The sequence below is a fragment of the Lacipirellula limnantheis genome (assembly GCF_007746075.1).
Lineage (GTDB): Bacteria > Planctomycetota > Planctomycetia > Pirellulales > Lacipirellulaceae > Lacipirellula > Lacipirellula limnantheis.
This window is the reverse complement of record NZ_CP036339.1, coordinates 493,644-515,078: the sequence shown is the minus strand read 5'-3', so window position 1 is coordinate 515,078 and position 21,435 is coordinate 493,644. Positions and strand designations below refer to the sequence as shown.

Here is a 21,435-nt window from a genome sequence, read left to right as displayed (position 1 = left end):
GCACGAAGGGCGAAAGACGCTATCAGGAGCGTGCGTTTTTTACGGTGCGGTTCCGGAGCTCGGCATGGGCGCCGCATTGGACTGGTCGCTTCAGCGACCAGTCCGGCGCCGCGAGGAGACTGCAAACCACGCGAGCGAGCAATAAAGTAGCGATCGCTCGCTTCGCGTCCTGGCTCACTCGCTGTCGCTCGCTTCGTGTCCTGGCTCACTCGCTGTCGCTCGCTTCGTGTCCTGGCTCACTCGCTGTCGCTCGCTTCGTGTCCTGGCTCACTCGCTGTCGCTCGCTTCGTGTCCTGGCTCACTCGCTGTCGCTCGCTTCGATGTAAATCGCCTGCTGGGCCCCTTGGTCTTCGGCGATCGCTTCCATCGAGCCGGCGGGATTCACCAGTTGCCCCCCCACGGGAACGACCACGCTCGCTTGCTGGATGGCGCCCGTCGCCGGCAGCTTTGTCTGCACGCTTGCCGGTTGCGCCATCGCGGTCCGCGTCGGCGCCATGGCTGGCGGCAGCACGGGGGCGCCGTACGCCACCCCGCCGCTCGCTGGCGAGCGCAAACCCGAGAGTCGCTGAAGCGCCGTGGGCAACGCCGGCGGCGCATCCTCGCCATGCAGGTTCGGACCGTCGAGCAGCGGTTCGATGTTGTCGACCGGCTGCACGACTTTCGATGCCGGCCCCTCTTCGACATACGGCAGCTGCACCAGGTCGGCGGCTGGATTGGTCATCGCGGATTTCGACAGCCACGGCGGCGCCGGCGGCGCGGCGCCGAATGGATCGAGCGGATCGGCCGCGCCCTCGGGCGCCGTGCCGGCAGGCGGCGGTGCTCCCTCGGGGCCGAGCGGCAGATTGCCGGCAGGCGCTTCGCCCGGCGCAGCTCCGCCGGGAGCGGCTCCTGCCGGACCAGCCGCGTCGCCCGGCCCAGGCAGCGGCGGCAAGCCAGGGAGATTGCGGATGTCTTCGTTCGGATCGGGAACGGGCCCCCCTTCCGCGGCGCCATTGGCGCCGCGCTTGGGCCGCTCGCGATTCAAACCCCCTTCCATTTCCATTGGCGGAGTTTGCGGACCGCCGAGATCCTTTTGCACGTCTTTGTCTTCCTGAGCCTTCAGGTCGGCTGCCGTTGGAACCTTAGCCGAAGGATCGCCCGGGAAGGTCCGCCACCGCGTCTGATACCAGCCGTAGGTGGGAATGTTCGGAATGCATACCCCGTCCGGTCCGCACGGCGGCGGCGTTTGCGGCCGCCCGCTGCCGTTGCCGACGGCGCCAGCCGGTGCGACAAAACCAGCGCTCCACAGCGCTCCGGCCAGGAGCAGCGGCTTGGCGGCGGATTGAAGTTTCAACCGAGGAGACATGGCGTCACTTCCTGTGGGTCCCGGTCGCGTCGGCGAGCATGCGTGAGCGGCTCGTCGTCAGGCTGTCCGGTATGCGTATGCCGTGGGTGTTGGTTTCGAATCAAACGGTTGCCGTTCAGGTCGCTCGCTCCACGCGGAGCGAGAGCGGCTAGAACGTGTTGCCCAAGCCGAAGCGGACGATGCGGTTCGCCATCGAGGTGCCGAGGGAGATGAACCCGAAGATCCGCTCGAAGGGATTGAGCAGTTTGTTGACGACCGTGTTGAAGTTGGTCAGGCGATCTTGAGCGATGAACAAGCGGTCGCCCGGCATCAGCTGGTAGTTCGTCGCCGTCGAGGCGCCCTGCGCGATGTCGTTCCACTCGATCGGCAAGATCTGTTCGCAGCCGACGCCGTTGGGCGCCGGTCGGGCGATCCACATCCGCGTCGACGAAACTTGCGAGATGCCGCCCAGGGCTGCGACCGCGTCGATGACCGTTTCGTTGCCGGTGATCGGCTGGCGGGTGACGTCGTCACCCAAGCCGGCGCCCTGCGTGATGATGTAGTAGACCTTGCTGTTGTAGGCGAGGACGTCGACGAAGACTTCCGGATCGTCGAGCTTTTCGGTCAGTTTCAGTTCGATCGCGGCGCGGGCTTCTTCCAGCGTCATCCCCGCGACGTAGACCGAACCATAGGTGCCCAAGTTGACGCGCCCGTCCATTGCCACCAGATGCTGGCCGGTGATGGCCTGAGCTCCGGCGGAGGCGAGCAGCGACACCGAGACGTCGACGTCGGTGAGGACTTTCGACAGCTGAGCGCGAATTTCATCTTCGGCTTCTTCGATCGTCTGGCCGACCACGGCGATTCGACCGTATGTGGGGCCGAGGTTCACGGTGCCGTCGGCGTCGACGTTGTAGGAGTTGTCGATTGGCTGCTCGGGGAACGCGCCGGTGACGCGGATGAGCAGCACGTCGAACGTTTCAATGCGGTGCGGCGACTTCGGGACGAGCTTCACGCCTTCGACTAGAAGGATATCCGGCGGCTCGATGACGTACCGCGGCAGCGTCACCTTTTCGAGCTCGCGCGGGACGGGGCTCGTCGGCGGAGCCTCGGGGGCGGTCACCGGGATCGGGTTGCGAGGCTCCATGAACGCCGTGCAGCCGGTAAGGGCCGCCTGAGTGGCGATCAGCAGCCAAGCGATGCCGCGACGAGTTCGGTGGCAAACCATCATTGGTCGGTTCCCGCTAAGAAAAGATCGCTAAGGGGCGTCGGCTTGCGCGGCGACCTCGAGGAGAGGGTATGCCGCGGCGCGGCGCCGCTTACGTGACAGTTACAATGCATATAATCGGAAGAGCTTCACACCGACTTTGCCTTCTCTCGCCGAAAATCGGCAGGAAACCGTGATTTCCGCCCGTGAAGGGCGCCGGCAGTGCCAGCAGAGTCGCTGAGAATTGAACCAAGACGGCTCAACGGGCACGACGCAAAGACAAAAAGCGCGTGTTTTACACCGCCAATCACTCACGCGTAGATCTACAGCCTTCATCCCGATGGGAGACGATACGCGTCTCCGTCTCTAAACTAATGCCTGTTCTGCCGACGTGCCCGTCGTGCCGTCGTGGTTCAATTCCATCCCCGCTTTGCCTTGGCGCTCGATCAAAGCGACTCCATCGCAGTCCCGAAATCGCAGCCGTCGCGCCACTGCGAACGTCATGATCGGCGCGACCCGCGCGGCGTCGTAAGTACCTTACAGATTAAGAAGATAGAGAGCGCACTGGCGACTCCCATTCATTTGACACTTCCGCGGCGCCCGCGTATTCTCGGTTTTAGAGCGTGCCTCCTTTTTAGAGCATCTTGCAGCCCGTTCGCGACGTTCGTCGCCGCGTTATTCCAGGCTCTTCAGGTGCTTCGAGCATGCGGCCGGACCGAGACTTGGTCGCCCACGAAGACGCCGACTTACCCCGAGAACTACCCCAGCGGTTTGTTGCTATGAGCACCGTCGCCTCGCGAAACCTCAATCCCCGCGGCAATTTCGATGATTTCGCCGACTTCGACGAGCAACGCCCCCTCTCGGCAGAGGAATCGAAGACCGCGTGGATTGTGTTTGCGTGCCTGACTGCGGCCATCCTCATCGCCTACGAGAACATGCTCCGCTTCACGGCGACGTTCTGGGCGAAGGATATGTACTCGCACGGGTACATCATTCCGTTCTTCGCCGCGTACCTCTTCTGGATCCGCAAGCGCCCCCTGACCGATGCTCCGCCGCTGGAGCGGTGGATTGGCGTTGGCATCGTTGCCGCCAGCCTCGGCCTGCGCGTGTTTGCGGCCTATTACGATTACAACAATTTTGAACGGTTGAGCTTCATCGGGGCGCTGCTGGGCGTTTGCCTGCTGGTCGGCGGCAGGTCGATGATTCGTTGGGCGTGGCTGCCGATCGCGTTTCTGTTGTTCATGTACCCGCTGCCGTCGGTGGTGGAGAACACGCTGCTGATGCGATTGCAGACGCTAGCGTCGATCTTCAGCACCTGGACGCTCCAATTGCTGGGCGTCGCCGCATCGCGACAGGGCAATACGATTCACGTCGACACGCTGAAGGATGCCCTGGAGGTTGCCGAAGCGTGCAGCGGACTGCGGATGTTGACGATTTTCGGGGCGATGAGCGTGGCGCTGGCGATGATTATCGACCGTCCGTGGTGGGACAAGCTGATCATCTTGCTGAGCGCCATTCCGATCGCGCTGGCAAGTAACGTCATTCGGATTGTGCTCACGGCGCTGCTCAACATTGCTTTCGGGCAGGATACGCCGTGGCTGAATCAGATTGTTCACGACTGGGCCGGACTCGCGATGATGCCGATTGGCTTGGGACTGTTGTGGATTGAGCTGGCGATTCTCTCCAGACTGACCATCCCGATCGACGCCGACGACTTCGTCCCGTATGGGCGGGCGATGGCCTAAGGCTAGGAGCGTCGCCCCGTTGTCTGCGGTCAACCGCGATGTTGCAACTTCGCAACGGCGCGACCCGACAGCGGCCTGGGAAACGTAGAAATGCCGTGTTTCCCGCATGAACGCCGGTGCGGCCCGCGGGTTGCTTTGAGAGGTCCCTCCAACGCGACGGATGCGATGGCGATTGGGGCAGGGAAGCGAAGAACAGTCGCTGGACGGATCAAATTTGTGCGATCGTCCCAGACGACCCCCTAGCAGCGCTGACGAATTGACTCCTTGTCATTTCCATATCCCAAATCGTTCGCTCGTCGGTATCGTTTTTAGAGAGGCACTCGATGGCTAGAGAAGGTTCCGATTTCTCCGAATCCGAAGTGATCTATCCACCGGCTGTCGACGGCGCACCGTCGCGGGCGCTGGTCGCGTCACCCAGCTACGCGAGCCCCGCTCCCAGTTTCGGCTCGTTCGCGGCACAGGGGCCGGAGATCCTCAGCGGCGGGTTCAATCAGACGTGGCTCGCCAATTGCCTCCGCCGCCGCTGGCTAATGGCGATTCTGATGGGCATGCTCGTCGGCGCCGGCGTGGCCGGACTGTTGCTTTGGGCGTTTCCGGAAACGTCCCAGGTGACCGCCTATCTCAAGGTCAAGTCGAAGACGGGCAACGAGGTTTTTGAAACTTCCAATGAACGCCTGAGCGCGCAGGACATCGAGCGTCAGGCCATGAATCACTTGGCGTTGCTGAAGAGTCCGCTCGTGCTCGATGCGGCCCTGCAACAGCAAGACATCGCCAATCTCGACGCCGTCCGCGCCCACGCAGGCGAAGAGCTGTTGTGGTTGCTGGATGAACTGCGGGTCACCTTCCCGGGCGACGGCGAAATCCTCGAAGTTCGCTACGAGGGGGACGAAGATCCCGCGCAGATGGTGCTGGTGATCAACGCCGTCGTGAAGGCCTATCAAGACAAGGTTCTGCTCCAGGATCGTTTGAAAATCGCCAGCACGCAGGCCGATCTGAAGACCGTGCTCGCCGATACAGAGACTCGCCTGGAAGGACAGCTCAAGGACCTCAAGGCCAAGGACGAGGCCGCCGGGACGCTCCGCGAAGAATTCGAAATCCCGCAGCTCACCAACGAAATCAAGAGCCTCGAAGATCTCATCGTCAAAGCCCAGAAGGAACTGGTTGATATCGAAGTCTTCAAGGAACTCTCCATCCAGAGCGCCAATAACCCGGCGAGCCTCGAAGCCGCGATTGGCATGGAGTTGGACAAGGATCCGACAATCAACATGTACAAGCAACAGCTGTTCGAATTGAATTCCCAGCTGCAATCGAAGCTCTCTTCGTCCAAGAACCCTAATAGTGCCGACATCAAGCGCATTCGCTCGGTGATTCAGCAGACCGAGGCTCAAGCCGCCCAGTATCGCGGTCAGGCCGAGCGCTCGATGCGGGAAAAGATCGCCAAGATGCCCAACGATACGCTGCGGGCGGCGATCACCGAATACAAGATTCGTCGCAAGTCGGTCGAGGATAATCTGGCCAAGTACCAGGAGAAGCTCAAGGCCGCTCAAACCAAGCTGGGCGGGCTCGGCATACGAAATCCCGAGCAGGAAATGCTGGAAGGCCAAATCGAGAGCGAGAAAGAGATCGCCCGAAGCCTGAAGGAAAAGGTCCTCCAGTGGCAAGTGATGAACCAGGCTCGGGAGCGCCAGGAACGGAGCGGCGGCTCCGACTTTGATACCGTCACCGTCATGCAGCAGGCCACGCCGCTGGAGGGAGTGAACAAGCTGGAGCGATTCTCGATCGCCGGCATCGGCGGGTTGGCGGCCATGGCGCTCACCTGCTACGGCATCGCCCTGTTGGAATTCCGGCATCGCCGCCTGAACGGCGCGGCCGACGTCGACGAGGGGCTTGGCATTCGCGTGCTGGGCGTGTTGCCGTCGACCTCGCTCAAAGCGCTCACCGGCAGCAGCCTCGTCGCCACCCAAGTGGCGGAGGCGATCGACAACGTTCGTGCCACGCTCATGCACGATCCAGGGGCTCGCGGACGTCAAGTGATTATGGTCACTAGTTCCGCGACGATGGAAGGGACGACGATCGTCGCCAGCAGCTTGGCCCTCAGCTTGGCCCGGGCTGGCCGTCGCACCCTATTGGTCGATGGCGACCTCCGTTCGCCGTCGCTCCACAAGTTGTTCAGCATGCCCATCGAGGATGGCTTTAGCGAAGTCCTCCGTTCGGAAATCGATCTGGTCGACGCGGTGAAGCCGACGAACAACGAAGGCCTCTACCTGCTGACCGCGGGCGTCTGCAACGCCGAGGCGATCCACGCCCTGGCGACGGATCAGCCGCAGGCGATTTTCGAGAAGCTGCGGGATCAGTTCGATTTCATCGTCATCGACGCCCCGCCCGTGCTCGGCATCTCCGACAGCTTGTCGCTGGGCCAGTACATCGACGGCGCCATCCTCACCGTCTTGCGAGACCACAGCGAGATTCGCAAAGTCTACAAGTCGGTCGAAATGCTCAAGCAAATGGGCGTTCGCGTCCTGGGCTCGGTCGTCAACGGCGTGCCGCTCAAGGCCGATCGCCGCGTGGTGCGGCTGCACCAAGCTTCCGGCAGCCAAGCGCCGCGTCTGACCAAGATGGACAGCTAAGCCGCCGAGCGTTCGCCAACGAAACGTTTTACCGGGCGTTGGGTCGACCTGATCGACTCAACGCCCGGTTTTTTATCCCTAAGCGGAGTTCGGAGGTGCGAACCGCTCGCGGATCGCCTGCGGATAGTCTTTCCCAAACTCATCTTCCAGATGATCGCGCAGATAGCCCTGCACGGCGCGGGCATTGAAAGGCCGTCGCTCCGGGTCCTTCTCCAGGAGCTGCGCCACCAGGTGGTCCAGCCACTCGGGGCACTCGATTCCTTGCTCGCGCAGACTTGGCGGCGCCGCATGGAGATGCTGGTCCCAAATTTGGGCGAAGTTGGCCCCCGCGAACGGCGGCCTGCCGGCCAGCATCTCGTACACGACGCAGCCGAGGGAGTAGAGATCGGTCTTGCCGGTGATCTCGCCGCCCGCGCAGATCTGCTCCGGCGACATGTAAGCGTACGTCCCCACGGTTCGGCCCGGGTCGGTCCCTTCGGAGTCGTGCGTGTCGCGGGCGATGCCGAAGTCGCCCAGGATCACGCGCCCGTCGTCGCCGAAGAAGAGATTCGTCGGCTTGAGATCGCGATGAATAATGCCATGGTTGTGGGCATGCTGCAGCGCCGAGGCAATCTGCGCCGTGTAGAGCGCCGCCAACGGCCAAGGGAGCGGGCCGCTCCGTTTAATGCGATCGCTGAGTGAACCGTGCGCCAAGAGTTCCATCGCATAGAAGTATTGGCCGTTCATCATCCCGCCGCCGTAGTGTCGCACGATATGGGGATGATTGAGTCGCTCCATGATCACGATTTCGCGTTGAAAGCGATCGACCACGCCGCTGTCGTGCGCGATGTGGGGATGGAGCATCTTTACCGCGGCCGGCGCCGGCACATCGTCGCTTTCGGCGCGGTAGACCGTGCCCACGGCGCCGACGCCGAGCGGCTCCCCCAGCCGAAACGTGGCGGCCGTCGGGATGAATTTGAGACGCTGAGGTTCAGGGGTCGGCGGCGTCATGAGGTTTGGAAAGCGTGCGGAGAACCCCAGAGCAACTGCGGATGGGTTCGGACCATTCTAGGCATCCGCGCGGCGGAGCGTGCCTATCGTCAGGGCATGCGATGCTATCGCGGCGGGCATCGGAGGAGCGGATCCCGCCGCGCGGCTCCGTCACGTCGCATCGTAACCGATTCTGGCCAATTACTTTATGACTTTCCGTCGGGCAGCGTCAAGGTTTGGCCCATGGCTTGCAATACCCCCCGTCGGCTGGAGTGTGCGCGTGCCACGCGCAGCCTCCGGCAGAGATGCGATAGGCGGACCATCCATTCTGTACCAATCACCCGGCCCCGGCGTGGGCTCGGGCGGCAGCGCGGTCGTTTTCGCTTATCGAGCCGTCATGCTCGCGACCCGTTCGTACGCGCTCCGCTGCTGGCAGCAATGCTCAGGGTGGCGAGGAGTTCAACCGCGCTCGGCGCCTAGCGAGCAGTGATTGATCGCCGTACGATGTTGGTTCTCAGCAGGCTCGGCACGGTTGCTTTCAGAGATGTTGTATCAACGCCGTCGTCAGCGCAAACGCCCCCGGGCGTCCGGATGGATGACGCTTACTTTAGTGGATGGATGCCCGTCAGAAGTCCCCAGTCAATGTGAGGAGCGAGCTTAGGAAATGGCTTACAAACTTGAATACCTGTGGTTGGACGGCTACAAACCCGAGCCGAACCTGCGCAGCAAGACGAAGATCGTCGACAGCGAGCCGAAGTCGCCCGAAGAATGCCCCGGTTGGAACTTCGACGGCTCCAGCACCCAACAGGCTGAAGGCCATTCGTCGGACTGCCTGCTCAAGCCGGTCCGCATCGTGAAGGATCCGCTCCGCAAGAACGCTTCGCTGGTGATGTGCGAAGTCCTCTCGCCGGACGGGTCGGTCCACCCCAGCAACCTCCGCGGCAGCTTCGAGGACGACGCCGACCTGTGGCTCGGCTTCGAGCAAGAATACACGCTGACCAAGGACGGCAAGCCGCTCGGCTTCCCCAAGGACGGCTACCCGGCCCCGCAAGGTCCGTACTACTGCTCGGTCGGCATCAAGAACTGCGTCGGCCGCGATCTGGTCGAAGAGCACCTCGACGCCTGCCTCGAAGCGGGCCTGTCGGTCACCGGCATCAACGCCGAGGTGATGAAGGGCCAGTGGGAATACCAGCTGTTCGGCAAAGGCGCCAAGAAGGCCTGCGACGACGCCTGGATTGCCCGCTACCTGCTCCAACGCTGTGCCGAGAAGTACGACATCGTCGTCGAACTTCACCCGAAGCCAGTCAAGGGCGACTGGAACGGCAGCGGCATGCACACGAACTTCTCGAACACCCCTATCCGCGAAAAGGGCGGTGAAGATTTCATCAAGGGAATCTGCGAGAAGTTCCGCAGCCAGCACGACTCGCACATCGCTTCGTACGGCTCGGACAACGACCAACGTCTCACCGGCCTGCACGAGACGCAGTCGATTCACAAGTTCAGCTACGGCGTGAGCGATCGCGGTTCGTCGATCCGCATCCCGATCGTCACGGCCCAGAACGGCTGGAAGGGTTACCTGGAGGATCGTCGCCCGGCGTCGAACGCCGATCCCTACAAGGTGACGGCTCGCATCCTGGCGACGCTGCGGTCGTAAATGGCCGTCGGCTGTCAGCTATCGGCTGTCGGCCAGACAGCGGATAGTGAACATTAACGTCGATCGACCCCGCTTCGTCCTGGTGGCGAAGCGGGGTTTTCTTTTGTATCGTGTGCGGCGTTGGAACCGCCGTCCGCGAGGTAAGCTTAAAGGATCAAGGCGCTCCCGCTAGCCGGACGGCCACGCCGTCCGGTCTCGACGCTCCATCCCGGACCGCGTGGCGGTCCGGCTAGGTCGTCTTCATCAGCAAATACCAAGACAAATGCATTAACCAGGAAACACACGAAAGAAACGAAAAAGCCGAAGTAGCTCGCAACAATCCACGGCTCAATCCGATCCCATTCTTTTTTCTTTCGTTCATCTCGCGTGCTTCGTGATTAAAGCTCCCCCGCATTTCCGCAGCTCTCATCGACAGGAACAAAGATGATGACCCCCCAAGACGTCCTAGCCCTCTGTCGCGAACGCGGCGTCAAAGCCGTTGACCTCCGCTTCATGGACTTCCCGGGGCTCTGGCAGCACTTCACCATCCCGGTGAGCAAGCTGGAGATGGAAGTCTTCGAAGACGGCCTCGGCTTCGACGGCTCCAGCATTCGCGGCTGGCAGGCGATCAACGAGAGCGACATGCTGCTGGTCCCGCAGGCAGAGACGGCGATCATCGACCCGTTCGTGCAATTGCCGACCCTCTCGATGATCTGCAACATTCAGGATCCGATCACTCGCGAAGACTACTCGCGCGATCCCCGCAACGTCGCCCGCAAGGCGGTCAACTACCTGAAATCGACCGGCGTCGCCGACACCTGCTACATCGGCCCCGAGGCCGAGTTTTTCATCTTCGACGACATTCGTTTCGATCAGACGCCCAACTGCGGCTTCTTCTTCATCGACAGCGCCGAAGGCGAATGGAATCGCGGGACCGACGAAGGACCCAACCTCGGCTACAAGCTGCGCCACAAGGAGGGGTACTTCCCCGTCCCGCCGGCTGACCAGCTGATGGACATCCGCAACGAGATGATGCAGACGATGATCGACTGCGGCATGGACGTCGAAGCACAGCATCACGAAGTCGCCACCGCCGGTCAGTCGGAGATCGATCTCCGCTTCAACGACTTGCTGACGATGGCCGACAACATGTGCATGTACAAGTACATCGTCAAAAACGTCGCCCGCCGGCACGGAAAGACGGTTACCTTCATGCCGAAGCCGCTCTTCAGCGACAACGGTTCGGGGATGCACACCCACATTTCGTTCTGGAAGGGCGACCACCCGCTGTTCGCCGGCAACGGCTACGCGGGCCTCAGCGACGAAGCGATCTACGCCATCGGCGGCATCCTGGCCCACGCACCGGCCCTCTTGGCGTTCGCCTGCCCGACGACCAACAGTTACAAGCGGCTCGTCCCCGGTTTCGAGGCGCCGGTGAATCTCGCCTACTCGCAGCGCAACCGCTCAGCCGCCTGCCGCATCCCGATGTACAGCCCGAGCCCGAAGGCCAAGCGAATCGAGTTCCGCTGCCCCGATCCCAGCAGCAATCCGTATCTCGCGTTCTCCGCGCTGATGATGGCCGCGCTCGACGGCATCCAAAACAAAATCCACCCCGGCGATCCGCTCGATAAGGACATCTACGATCTCGAGCCGGAAGAGCTCGCCAAGGTCCCGACGACGCCCGGCTCGCTCGGCGAAGCGCTCGACGCGTTGGCAAAGGACCACGAGTTCCTGCTCCGCGGCGACGTCTTCACCCAGGACGTGATCAACACCTGGATTTGGTACAAAAAGAAGAACGAAGTGCAGGCGCTCGCGCTGCGGCCGCATCCTTATGAGTTTTGCTTGTACTACGACATCTAGTCGCTTTGTCGCGGTCCTGGCTTCGAAACTTGTTTCAAGAAGCATGTCGAAGCGCATTGACCGCAGTTCACGCAGCAGCTGCGGCGCAGAGGAGAAGCCCAATCCGACGGCTCGCAAGGTCAACCGCGCCCAGCGTATACGACCAGTCCGCCGGCGACGACAAATGCGATGCCGGCGTAACGTAGGATGGCGGCGGTCGTCTTGGGAGACTCGATTCTCCCGTCCAGCTCGTCGGACAATTGCGTCAACTCGGTTTTGACCTGCTGGAACTCGGCTTCAAGCTCGGCGGCATTAGAGCCGCCATGCATGCTGGGCTTGGCCTGTGCCGCAGCCACTTGGCCGACCAGCACGTGCGCTCGCGTTTTCAGTTCCCCGAGGCGCACGCTTTTCTCTTCCGTCCATCCAGCCGATGCGGGAAAAATCAGTCCCCAAACCAGACTAACGACGAGCAACAAGACGCCCAGGACGACGGCGACGGTCGGCAATGCGGATTTCATGCTTTCTCTCATGGCGGATTCAGCCCGGCGCTACTGGTTCACCGTCAAGCCGTCATTGACGCAAATCATCTTTGCGAGCAGCGCGATGTCGACGTCGTCGGCTAGCCAGTGAACGCTGCCGTCGACGTGTGCGCTATTCACGCCGCCGGGATGCAAGCTGCGCGGAGCCGCCGTTTCCCAGTTGGCCACCGTATCGCAGGGCATTCGTTCCAGGTCGGCGCCCGCCTTGTCGGAACAAATGCGGAGCTGATCGTGATTGAACACGGTCGCGCCGAAGTTGTTTGGCGGGTTCGCCTGCGAGAGGTGGCCCGCGTCGGTCAGCGGGATGTAGGGGACGTCCGGCTGGCCCGCGGAACTCCAACTCTGTCCGATCGGCACCGTCGAACTGTGCAAATCGAGCGTGATAATACTTGCTCCGCCGCCCCAGGCCAGCGCCCAAGCGCCCCGCTGATCATCCTCCAGATCGCGCGTGCGGACTTCGGTAATCATGATCGTCTGCGACGTGCCGTCCGAGATCCGCCGCAGTTCCTGTCCGCCATCGACGATGGCCCCGGAAAAGACTCGTGAAGAGTTCAGATGCTCGGGGCCCGCGTAGCAGACGTAATTCCCTTTGGCCAATGGCTTCCCGTTGGTGTACTCCGATTTATAAAAGCGACCGAACGCTGCATCGCTAGGGCACAACATCACGGCTGGCTGGGCGCTTTCAGGCGCCGTCTGCGCGTTCTGCGTGAAGACCGTCAGCTTCTGGTCGAACTGCGACGACAGACTCTGCAATTCCAGATACGGCAGCGTCTGCACGATCCAACTAAACTGCCCTCCACTGTACGGGCTATACACGTAAGTGACGCCGTTTCGCCCCGCCATTGCCACAATGGCCTGCGACGAGGCTGGGAGTTTCTTGCGCGCATTCTCGTAGTTGACCACCGCCAGCGCATGGTTCTTCATATTGCTCTGGCAGTTCATCCGCCGCGCCGCCTCACGCGCCGCCTGCACAGCCGGCAACAGCAATGCGACGAGCACGCCGATGATCGCGATCACCACCAGCAATTCAACCAGCGTGAACGCACGCAGCGGACGGCGGCGGGTAGCCGACGTCGAGGGGACCTGGCCATGCATGGCAATACGAGTCCTTTTCGTGATGGGCAACGCGATTGCCGCCGACGAGGGTGACCCCTGGGAATAACGCCGCGTAGCCATCGCCGTGCACAATCGCCTGCCGGGGCGACCGCGTGCGGCGCGGGTCGACTACTGCCTGGGACTTCTTCAGTGTAGTCGGAGCCGCTTCTCGAAAACATGCGCGGTAGCGCACGCTTTTATGCGCAGTACGCATTCGGCGACAAGAATCACGGCAATCGCAAAATCCTACTGGCCGCGCTGGACGGCCGCCGACTGTTCGTCTTCTCTGTGACCTCTGTGTTCTCTGTGGTAAATGCGCATCGTCCCAGCTGTTGAATGAGCTTCGGAGCCCTGGGGCCGGTTCAGGTCCCATGTGAAGCTACCCCCTGGCGGAGCCAGGGGCTGAAGAGACTCGATGCCGCTGGCGAAACTGCCGCAGCTGCCGGGCCATCAGCGAGACCGGCGCCACGTCGCCTGCGATGTGGAATCCAATCGCCCCGCCAAGCCCCAGCGGGCTAAACAGCAATCCAATGGCAACCCAGTAGAAAGGAATGTGAAGCGCCATCATCCGACGCCCCTGATACCAATGATTCCCGATGCTCGCCGCGAACCCCACGAGCAACGGCGCCCAGATCGAATTCATCGCCAGCGACGCTTGATACACCAGCACGCCCCGGAATAGTAGTTCTTCGATCACCGGGTTAAAAACGCAGAACGCGATCCAGGCGGCCGCCTTCTGCCGGCGCGGCCGGGGCCAGATGCCGGCCATGGTCCGCGTGCTGTCGTCAGCAAACTTATCTAAACCGCCGCTTGCCCGGAGATAAAACGTCAATAGGGCGGTAAACAATGCGTAGACAAGGATTCCCACGCACAAACCAGCAATCGTTGACGCCGGCCCCTTGAAGCCGACGGTCTCCCAAGTCCAAGCGTTTGGGTAGGCGACCAGCGCAAGCCATACCGCTAGAATCGCTTGCCATCGCAGCAGTGCGCCGCCCGCTGCATTGGCAGGTCGGCGCAGTCTCGGCCTGGCTGCTTCATGCGAAGAATTCGCCACGGCCCTGGCGCGCTGTCTCGCGGCGATGACGCCGCTCCAGAAGTAGATGGCGCCAATCATCAACACGACGCCCGCCATGCGCAGCGAACCAGGAGGCGCCGCGGGATTCGGCGGTTGCAGGAACGTCGCGTGCGGATCGGCCGACCAGATCGCCGCTGCGCAGAGCGTCGCCCCAAAGACAAACCCCACGACGTGGGCAACCGTCAGGCGACGAATGTGAACGTCGCTCACTGCTGCACCACCGTCTTCGACATCATCTCGGTGAGCTTCGCCAGCGCCCGGCTCTTGTCGCTGGGGTCGAGAATGACGTGCAGAATGCTCGGCCCGCTCCGATCATTCCAGGCGGCATCGAGCGCGGCGTCGAACTCCCCCTCCGTGCGTACCAGATATCCCGTCCCGCCGTTGAGCACCGTCGGCAGTTTGTCGTACTGCCAACTATGAATGTCATTAAACTTGAACTCGCCCGGATGAAGCAGCCGTTCGGTCCCGTAACCGCCGTTGTTGAGGACGATGACCACCACCGGCAGCTTCCGCCGCACGATCGTCGATAGTTCCATGCCGGTCATCTGAAAGGCGCCGTCGCCGACGATGGCCAGCACCCGCGCGTCGGGTCGCGCGGTCTGAGCGCCAAGCGCCGCCGGCACGGCGAATCCCATCGAGGTGTAGTAAGCGGGCGCCAGGAACTCGGTCCGATTGTGCGTCGTCAATTCCGTCGACGCGAAGAGCGCATCGCCCACGTCCGCGATCACGATCGTCCCGTCCCCCAGCTGTTCGTCGATGCGCCGCATGAGCCGCGTGATCGTCACGGCGGCGGGCGGCTCCAGCTGGAACGGCTCCCGATTCCACTCCGTCGGCGCCGGCGGCTGCGGTCGGGTTCGCTTGATGCCGCGCTCGACCAAACGCCGCATAAAGTCTTCGAGCCGCACGTCGCGATAGTGATGATGGCGAATCCGCAGCTGCTCGCTCGTGGCGTAGATGCAATCGCCGATGTCGAGTTCGGCCGTATAGATGCCAAGGTTGATGTCGGTCATGAACGTCCCGAGCATCACCACGCAGTCGCTGGCCTCGACGTACCGCGTGATCTCCTCGCGGCCGATGCCCCCTTCGTAGAGGCCCATGTACAACGGGTGAGTCTCGGCCACGACGCCTTTGCCCAGCATCGTCGCGGCGATCGGGATCTTCGCCTGTTCCGCGAGCTTGATCGCGAGGTCTTGCAGTCCGAAGCGATGGATCTCCACGCCGAGCAACAGCACGGGCTGCCGCGCCTTTTCGATGCGTGCCGCCGCTTCTTCGACCGCTTCGTCGAGCGCTCGCGGGTCGCTCGGCGGAATTGGATTCGAGTAGAGGGGCCGCGCCTCAGGCCGCACATGCACCATGTCGCGCGGGATCTCGATGTAAACCGGCCGCTTGTAGCGCTGGCACGCCGCGAGCACGCGATCGATCTCGCGGAAGGCGATCTGCGGGTCGTCGAGCTCCGTGCCGGCGACCGTCAGTTTCTCGAACACGTCGTACTGCGTCCGAAAGTTCCGCACCATGTGATGGAGCAGCGGATTATGAATCCGTTCCCGCAGCCCCGGCGAGCCGGTGATCATCACCACCGGCGACTTCTCGGCATACGCCCCGGCGATCGAATTGCAGACGCTCAAGCCGCCGACGCAGTAGGTGACGCACAGCGCCCCCATCCCGTTCACCCGCGCGTACGCGTCGGCCGCGAACCCGGCGCAGTCTTCCCGCGTGCAGCCGATCGCATTGATCGGACTCTGCTCGAGCATCGCGTAGAACGAGAGGATGTAATCGCCCGGAATGCCAAAGCAGTCGGCAATGCCGTGGTCCTGCAGGCGCTGGATGAGATATTCGCCGATCGAAGGGGGCAGGGCCTCGGCGGGTTCGCTATTGGGTTTCGCAGGCATCACCATCTCCCGTGAATGTCGGGCAATCGGCAAGAAGCATCGCCTCCAGGGAAGCTTGCGGGTAGGGTACGTCTCCTGCAAGCGTTGCCGCAAGATAGCCTGCAATCGACTCAGCGGAGCTTGCATCTCTAAGATGGGCTGATCTTGACGCTCCCGCTCCGTTGGGACATGACAACCATTGTCAGCCCAATCCCTCCAATCGTAGGATGAAGGCGCGGCATCCCATTGATTTTCAGGCGTCCCATGAACAGCAACGCATCGGCCTTCGAGTCTGGTTCCGGCCGTGGCGGGTCTTCTTCTTCCTGGCGACTCGCCCTGGGCTACGGCCTGATGGTCGCCGGTACTGTCGGCATCTTCCTGCTCGTTCAGCATTTCGGCGAGCAGCTTTCGCCGCTCGCCGACGCCGCCGGAACCGCGGCCGCCGCCAAGGCCCCCGCCGCCGGCAGCCACGCGATGATGCATGTGCTGCTAGCACTTGTGGCCGTGATCATTTCGGGTCGGCTGTTGGGCCAAGTCTTTCGCTACTTCGGCCAGCCGCGCGTCATCGGCGAGATGGTGGCCGGCATCATGCTTGGCCCGTCGCTGCTCGGCAGGATCTCGCCCGAGGCCATGCACTTTGTCCTACCCGCGGAAGTCGGCCCCTACCTCGGCATCATCGCGCAGCTTGGGGTCATTCTCTATATGTTCCTCGTCGGCCTGGAGCTGAACTCGGGCCTGCTGCGCGCTCACGCCCACGCGACGGTGGCCATTTCGCACGCCAGCATCGTCGCGCCATTCTGCCTCGGGTCGATCATCGCGTTGTTCCTCTACCGCGGCCTCGCGCCGGCCGGCGTGCCATTTACAAGCTTCGCCCTTTTCATGGGCGTCGCGATGTCGATCACTGCATTTCCCGTGCTCGCGCGGATCCTCACCGATCGCAAGATGGATAAAACCGATCTCGGCGTCGTCGCCCTGAGCTGCGCCGCGACCGACGACGTCACCGCGTGGTGCCTGCTGGCATTCGTCGTCGGCATCGCCCAATCGGAAGTCGGCGGCGCCGTGCAGACGGTGATTCTCGCTCTGGCGTACATCGCCTTCATGTTCGTCGTCGTGCGGCCGCTCGCCGTCCGCTACCTCGGACAGAACACCGGCGGCCGCCCAAAGCAACGCCTCGCCGTCTGGGTGCTGGTGGCGCTCCTCCTCTCGGCGCTGGCCGCCGAATGGATCGGCATCCACGCGATCTTCGGAGCCTTTCTGCTCGGCGCCATCATCCCGCATGAAAGCGACGTCGCCCGCGACTTCCAGCACAAGCTCGAAGACATCGTCAAGATCCTGCTGCTGCCGGCCTTCTTCGCCTACACGGGCATGCGAACCGAAATCGGCCTCGTGAGCGGCTGGAACGATTGGCTCATCTGCGCCTTGATCATCCTCGTCGCCACGCTCGGCAAGTTCGGCGGCACGCTCATCGCGGCCAAACTCACCGGCCTCGATTGGCGGATGTCTTCCGCCCTCGGCATCCTGATGAACACCCGCGGGCTGATGGAGCTGGTGGTCCTCAACATCGGACTGCAAATGGGCGTCATCTCGCCGACGCTGTTTGCGATGATGGTGATCATGGCCCTGGCGACGACGATCGCCACCACGCCCATCCTGCACCTGATCACCGGCGGCAAATACGACATGCTGCCGAAAGCGGCGTAAAAAAACTAACCACGACGACACAACGAGCGCGACGAAAATACAAAAACGAAATAACCGCGGATGAACGCAGATAAACGCAATTAATAATTATCTGCGTTTATCGGCGGTTCCACACTCTTCTTTCTTTGTTCCTTCGTCGTGTCCGTCGTGCCGTCGTGGTTCACTTCGGCTCGAACACCCCGCGTTCGGTGACGATCGCCCGAATCAACCGATAGGGCGTGACGTCAAACGCCGGATTGAACACCCGTACCCCCACCGGCGCCGTGCGGCGGCCAAAGCCCTCAGTCACTTCCTCCGCCGAACGCTCCTCAATCGGGATTGCGTCGCCCGAGGGAATCGTGAGATCGACCGTGCTCGTCGGCGCCGTCACGTAGAACGGCACGCCGTGCGCCTCGGCCAGCACCGCGACGCCGTAGGTGCCGATCTTGTTCGCGGCGTCGCCGTTGGCGGCAATCCGGTCGGCGCCGACCATGACGGCTTGCACCTTGCCGGCGCGCATCACCGTCGCCGCCATCGAATCGCAGATCAGCGTGCAGTCGATGCCGCGCTGCGTCAGTTCCCACGCGGTCAGCCGCGCCCCTTGCAGCAGCGGCCGCGTTTCGTCGACCCACACATGCGGCCGCTTGCCGCGCCGCGCGAGCTCAAAGACCGGCGCCAGCCCGCACCCGTCGCCGCCAGTAGCGAGGGCTCCCGCATTGCAGTGCGTCAAAATCCCGGCGCCTTCCGGCAAATCAGCGAGTAGATCCGCTCCATGCCGCCCCATCGCCGCGCACATCTGGCGATCTTCCTCGTGAATCGCCCGCGCCTCCGCAAGCAGCGCTTCCGCCAGCGCCGGCCCATCGACCGCCGTCGCCGCTTCTGCCACTCGCCGCATCCGCGCCAGCGCCCAGAACAAGTTCACCGCCGTCGGCCGGCTCGTGGCGAGATATCGACACGCTTCGACAACGTCATGCACCGACGCCCGGCCGTTCTTAACGCTCAAGCAGACGGCATATCCCGCGGCGACGCCAATCGCCGGCGCCCCGCGCACCACCAGCCGTTTGATCGCATCCCATACCTCCTCCACCGTGCGGCAGGGGAACTCGACTACCTCCCGCGGCAAGCGCGTCTGATCGAGCAGCACCAAATGGCCGCCAACCTCGCCTTCCCATCGCAACGTGACGGGAACATGGCTCATGGTCGTTGCACCAAGGAACTGCGGGAGGGGGCGTTGCCCCTAAAACAACGATTGTACCGCTACCACACACATCGGTCGCGGCGGGCAACGTTGCGTTGTAGCCCCGGGCTCCGCCCGGGGCTACAAGTGGAGGCGAGCAGCGTTCCAACAACGCTACGGCAAGAACCGATTGCTGTAAGGAATCGCAAACGTCTCCGCCACCGGCCGGTTCGTCACCTCGCCGGCGAACATGTTCACGGCCCGCGCAATCGGCCGCAGCGCATGGGCCGCCTCCTCGATCCCGCGCTGGGCGATCTCAATCACCCACGGCAACGTCACGTTGCATAGAGCAAAGGTGCTCGTCCGCCCCACGGCTCCCGGCATGTTCGTCACGCAGTAGTGGAGCACGTCGTCAACAATATACGTCGGTTGGCTATGGGTCGTCGGCCGACTGGTGGCAATGCAGCCCCCCTGGTCGATCGCCACGTCGATGATCACCGACCCCGGCTTCATTTCCTTCAGCTGCTCGCGCTCAATCAACCGCGGCGCCTTCGCCCCGGGGATGAGCACGGCGCCAATCACCAAATCCGCCAGCCGCAGCTGCTCGCGAATGATGTGGCGATCGCTGAACAGCACGTCGACGTTCGGCGGCATCACGTCCGCCAGATACCGCAGCCGATCCATGTTGATGTCGAGAATCGCCACGTTCGCGTTGAAGCCCGCGGCAATTTTTGCGGCGTTCGCCCCGACGATGCCGCCGCCAAGAATGAGAATGTTCGCCGGGGCCACGCCCGGCACGCCCCCCAGCAAAATCCCGCGCCCCATCTGCGGACGCTCCAAATACTTGGCGCCTTCCTGCACGCTCATCCGCCCGGCCACCTCGCTCATCGGGGTGAGTAGCGGCAGCCGGCCCTGGTCGTCGGCCAGCGTCTCGTACGCCACTGCCGCCGCGCCCGAGTTGATCATCGCCTCAGTCAGCTCGCGATCGGCCGCGAAGTGAAAGTAAGTGAAGACCGTCTGTCCCTTGCGGATCATCGGCCATTCGCTCGCCTGCGGCTCCTTCACCTTCACGATCATGTCGGCGCGAGCAAAAATCTCCGCGGGTTCCAGCACAAGCTCCGCCCCCGCCGAGGCGTACTCGGTATCCGGCAGGCCCGACCCCAAACCGGCGCCAACTTCGATCAGCACCTTATGGCCGCGGCGGGTCAGCTCTTCGACGCCTACCGGCAACATCGCGACGCGGTACTCATCCAACTTCACTTCTTTCGGGACGCCGATGATCATCTCAAACTCAACCTTGGCAGGAACGCGATTCAGAAAGGGGCGGCAATGCGATAGAATCGAGCCAGCGCCCATTTTTAGCCCCTGGCTCCGCCAGGGGGTCGCACATCGCAGGACTTACCATTCCGCCTTGGCGTCCAACCCCCTGGCAGAGCCAGGGGCTGCGACCGCAACCACAACGACAGCCGACTCATCAGCAGCCGAGTGTACTCTGACGCGGCAAACCCTTAAATCTCCAATTGCGCAGACGTTTAACGAATTGGCGCTTTTGCGCTGACAACGATGCCCTTGGTGGCAGGCCAAACTTTCTGTGGGTGGCGTCTCCGACGTCGATAACGCTCACCACGACACGCCGCCCAGCCTCGTCCAGCCACCTCGGGGTCGAAGACCCCTCCCACAAACCTCCGGCCAAGCTATTTCGCCGCTCCCCATGCAACACGAACCCACCAACCGCCGGCTCCTCTGGTACATCGTTGCCGGCCTCGTGGCCTGGGGCATGCTGCTCGGCCTGGGGGCCTACCTCGGCCTCGACCCCCAAACCCCCGACCGCGACTATCGCCGCCTCTGGGTCGTCGCCGCCATGACCGGCGGATTTCTCACCCTCTGGCTCGGCGCGCTCGCCCTCCGCGGCCGAAAATAACGGCTCCCACCAAACCTCAAGGCGAGCCGGGAGCGTCAGCTCCCGGGTTCCCGCTCCCGCATTCCCACTCCCACTTTACCGATCCGATACCAAGCCCCAGGAGCTCACGCTCCCGGCTCGCCACTCCTGAACCAGAAAATTGCTCCACTTGTCCCCCCGCCCGCACACTGATAAATTGAGCGATTCTCCAAAGTCGCTGCGCCCCAGGCATGGTGGCTCGAACGACAGTTTTCGACACGTTATTGCTGAAAGTATCCGTCCCATGACCACCTACATGGCCAAAGCTGGCACTGTCGAGCAGAAGTGGCTGCTGGTCGACGCCACCGACAAGATTGTGGGCCGCCTGGCCAGCGAAATCGCCGTTATCCTCATGGGCAAGCACCGCCCGACATACACCCCTCACGTCGATACGGGCGATTTCATCGTCGTCGTCAACTGCGAGAAGATCCAGTTCACCGGCAAGAAGTGGGAGCAAAAGAAGTACGCCTGGTACACCGGCTACACCCGCCAGCGCACGATCGGCGCCGCCGACCGCTTGGAAAAGAGCCCCGAGCTCATCCTCCAGGAAGCCGTCCGCCGCATGCTCCCCAAGAACAAGCTCGGCGCCGCGATGTTGTCGAAGCTCAAGATCTACAAGGGCGCCAACCACCCCCACCAGGCCCAGCAACCGGAACCGACCGAACTCGCGTCGATCGCTTAACAAGTCATCACATCGTCACTCTGAGCAATTGGTCACTTT

The 21,435-nt window shown here is 62.7% G+C and carries 16 protein-coding genes; 7 read left to right on the top strand and 9 right to left on the bottom strand.

The genetic code is table 11. The annotated features are described in order from the left end of the window. Window positions 1-298 precede the first annotated feature (298 nt). Together I41_RS02020 and I41_RS02015 are read right to left on the bottom strand one after the other, a co-directional pair. Window positions 299-1,345, bottom strand: a complete 1,047-nt coding sequence (locus I41_RS02020) for a hypothetical protein (protein WP_145430407.1) — start codon at window positions 1,343-1,345, stop codon at window positions 299-301. Between the two features lie 148 nt (window positions 1,346-1,493). Then, window positions 1,494-2,552, bottom strand: coding sequence for a polysaccharide biosynthesis/export family protein (locus I41_RS02015; protein ID WP_145430406.1), 1,059 nt, complete (start codon window positions 2,550-2,552; stop codon window positions 1,494-1,496). Window positions 2,553-3,307: 755 nt separating this feature from the next. On the opposite strand from I41_RS02015, the gene I41_RS02010 reads away from it, so the two are divergent. Beyond that, window positions 3,308-4,273 (top strand): exosortase/archaeosortase family protein, encoded by a 966-nt coding sequence (locus I41_RS02010; RefSeq protein WP_168206614.1) that lies wholly within the window; start codon window positions 3,308-3,310, stop codon window positions 4,271-4,273. Between the two features lie 323 nt (window positions 4,274-4,596). Next, a complete protein-coding gene (locus I41_RS02005) occupies window positions 4,597-6,900 on the top strand; it encodes a polysaccharide biosynthesis tyrosine autokinase (protein WP_145430404.1) in 2,304 nt (767 codons plus the stop codon). A gap of 78 nt (window positions 6,901-6,978) precedes the next feature. On the opposite strand, the gene I41_RS02000 is transcribed toward I41_RS02005, so the two are convergent. After that, complete coding sequence (locus I41_RS02000; RefSeq protein WP_145430403.1) at window positions 6,979-7,890, bottom strand: serine/threonine protein kinase; 912 nt, start codon at window positions 7,888-7,890, stop codon at window positions 6,979-6,981. Between the two features lie 643 nt (window positions 7,891-8,533). Here I41_RS02000 and I41_RS01995 point away from each other — a divergent pair. Next, a complete protein-coding gene (locus I41_RS01995) occupies window positions 8,534-9,523 on the top strand; it encodes a glutamine synthetase beta-grasp domain-containing protein (protein WP_145430402.1) in 990 nt (329 codons plus the stop codon). Window positions 9,524-9,946: 423 nt separating this feature from the next. After that, entirely contained in the window at window positions 9,947-11,362 is a 1,416-nt protein-coding gene (gene glnA / locus I41_RS01990) for a type I glutamate--ammonia ligase (RefSeq protein WP_315852439.1), read from the top strand. A 119-nt stretch (window positions 11,363-11,481) separates the two neighbouring features. Here glnA and I41_RS01985 read toward each other — a convergent pair whose 3' ends face one another. From I41_RS01985 to I41_RS01970, 4 genes are all read right to left on the bottom strand, one after another. Continuing rightward, on the bottom strand, window positions 11,482-11,859 hold the full coding sequence (locus I41_RS01985) for a hypothetical protein (RefSeq protein WP_145430401.1): 378 nt from the start codon (window positions 11,857-11,859) through the stop codon (window positions 11,482-11,484). A gap of 30 nt (window positions 11,860-11,889) precedes the next feature. Beyond that, on the bottom strand, window positions 11,890-12,975 hold the full coding sequence (locus I41_RS01980; RefSeq protein WP_168206613.1) for a DUF1559 family PulG-like putative transporter: 1,086 nt from the start codon (window positions 12,973-12,975) through the stop codon (window positions 11,890-11,892). A gap of 379 nt (window positions 12,976-13,354) precedes the next feature. Beyond that, complete coding sequence (locus tag I41_RS01975; protein WP_145430399.1) at window positions 13,355-14,260, bottom strand: CPBP family glutamic-type intramembrane protease; 906 nt, start codon at window positions 14,258-14,260, stop codon at window positions 13,355-13,357. Next, window positions 14,257-15,939, bottom strand: coding sequence for an alpha-keto acid decarboxylase family protein (locus tag I41_RS01970; protein ID WP_246133781.1), 1,683 nt, complete (start codon window positions 15,937-15,939; stop codon window positions 14,257-14,259). Before I41_RS01970 ends, I41_RS01975 begins: the two co-directional genes overlap by 4 nt. A 243-nt stretch (window positions 15,940-16,182) precedes the next feature. Between I41_RS01970 and I41_RS01965 the strand changes: the two genes are divergently transcribed. Next, window positions 16,183-17,619, top strand: a complete 1,437-nt coding sequence (locus tag I41_RS01965; RefSeq protein ID WP_145430398.1) for a cation:proton antiporter domain-containing protein — start codon at window positions 16,183-16,185, stop codon at window positions 17,617-17,619. Window positions 17,620-17,779: 160 nt separating this feature from the next. On the opposite strand, the gene mtnA is transcribed toward I41_RS01965, so the two are convergent. Both mtnA and ald read right to left on the bottom strand, forming a co-directional pair. Beyond that, on the bottom strand, window positions 17,780-18,796 hold the full coding sequence (gene mtnA / locus I41_RS01960) for an S-methyl-5-thioribose-1-phosphate isomerase (protein ID WP_145430397.1): 1,017 nt from the start codon (window positions 18,794-18,796) through the stop codon (window positions 17,780-17,782). 153 nt (window positions 18,797-18,949) lie between these two features. Then, window positions 18,950-20,059: an alanine dehydrogenase gene (gene ald / locus I41_RS01955; RefSeq protein ID WP_145436226.1), complete on the bottom strand. Its 1,110-nt coding sequence runs from the start codon at window positions 20,057-20,059 to the stop codon at window positions 18,950-18,952. 427 nt (window positions 20,060-20,486) lie between these two features. Here ald and I41_RS01950 point away from each other — a divergent pair, with 427 nt between their 5' ends. Next, window positions 20,487-20,696 carry a hypothetical protein gene (locus I41_RS01950; RefSeq protein WP_145430396.1) on the top strand — a complete coding sequence of 70 codons (210 nt, stop codon included), beginning with the start codon at window positions 20,487-20,489 and terminating at the stop codon, window positions 20,694-20,696. A gap of 262 nt (window positions 20,697-20,958) precedes the next feature. Continuing rightward, window positions 20,959-21,396, top strand: a complete 438-nt coding sequence (gene rplM, locus I41_RS01945; protein WP_210421091.1) for a 50S ribosomal protein L13 — start codon at window positions 20,959-20,961, stop codon at window positions 21,394-21,396. Window positions 21,397-21,435: the final 39 nt, after the last annotated feature.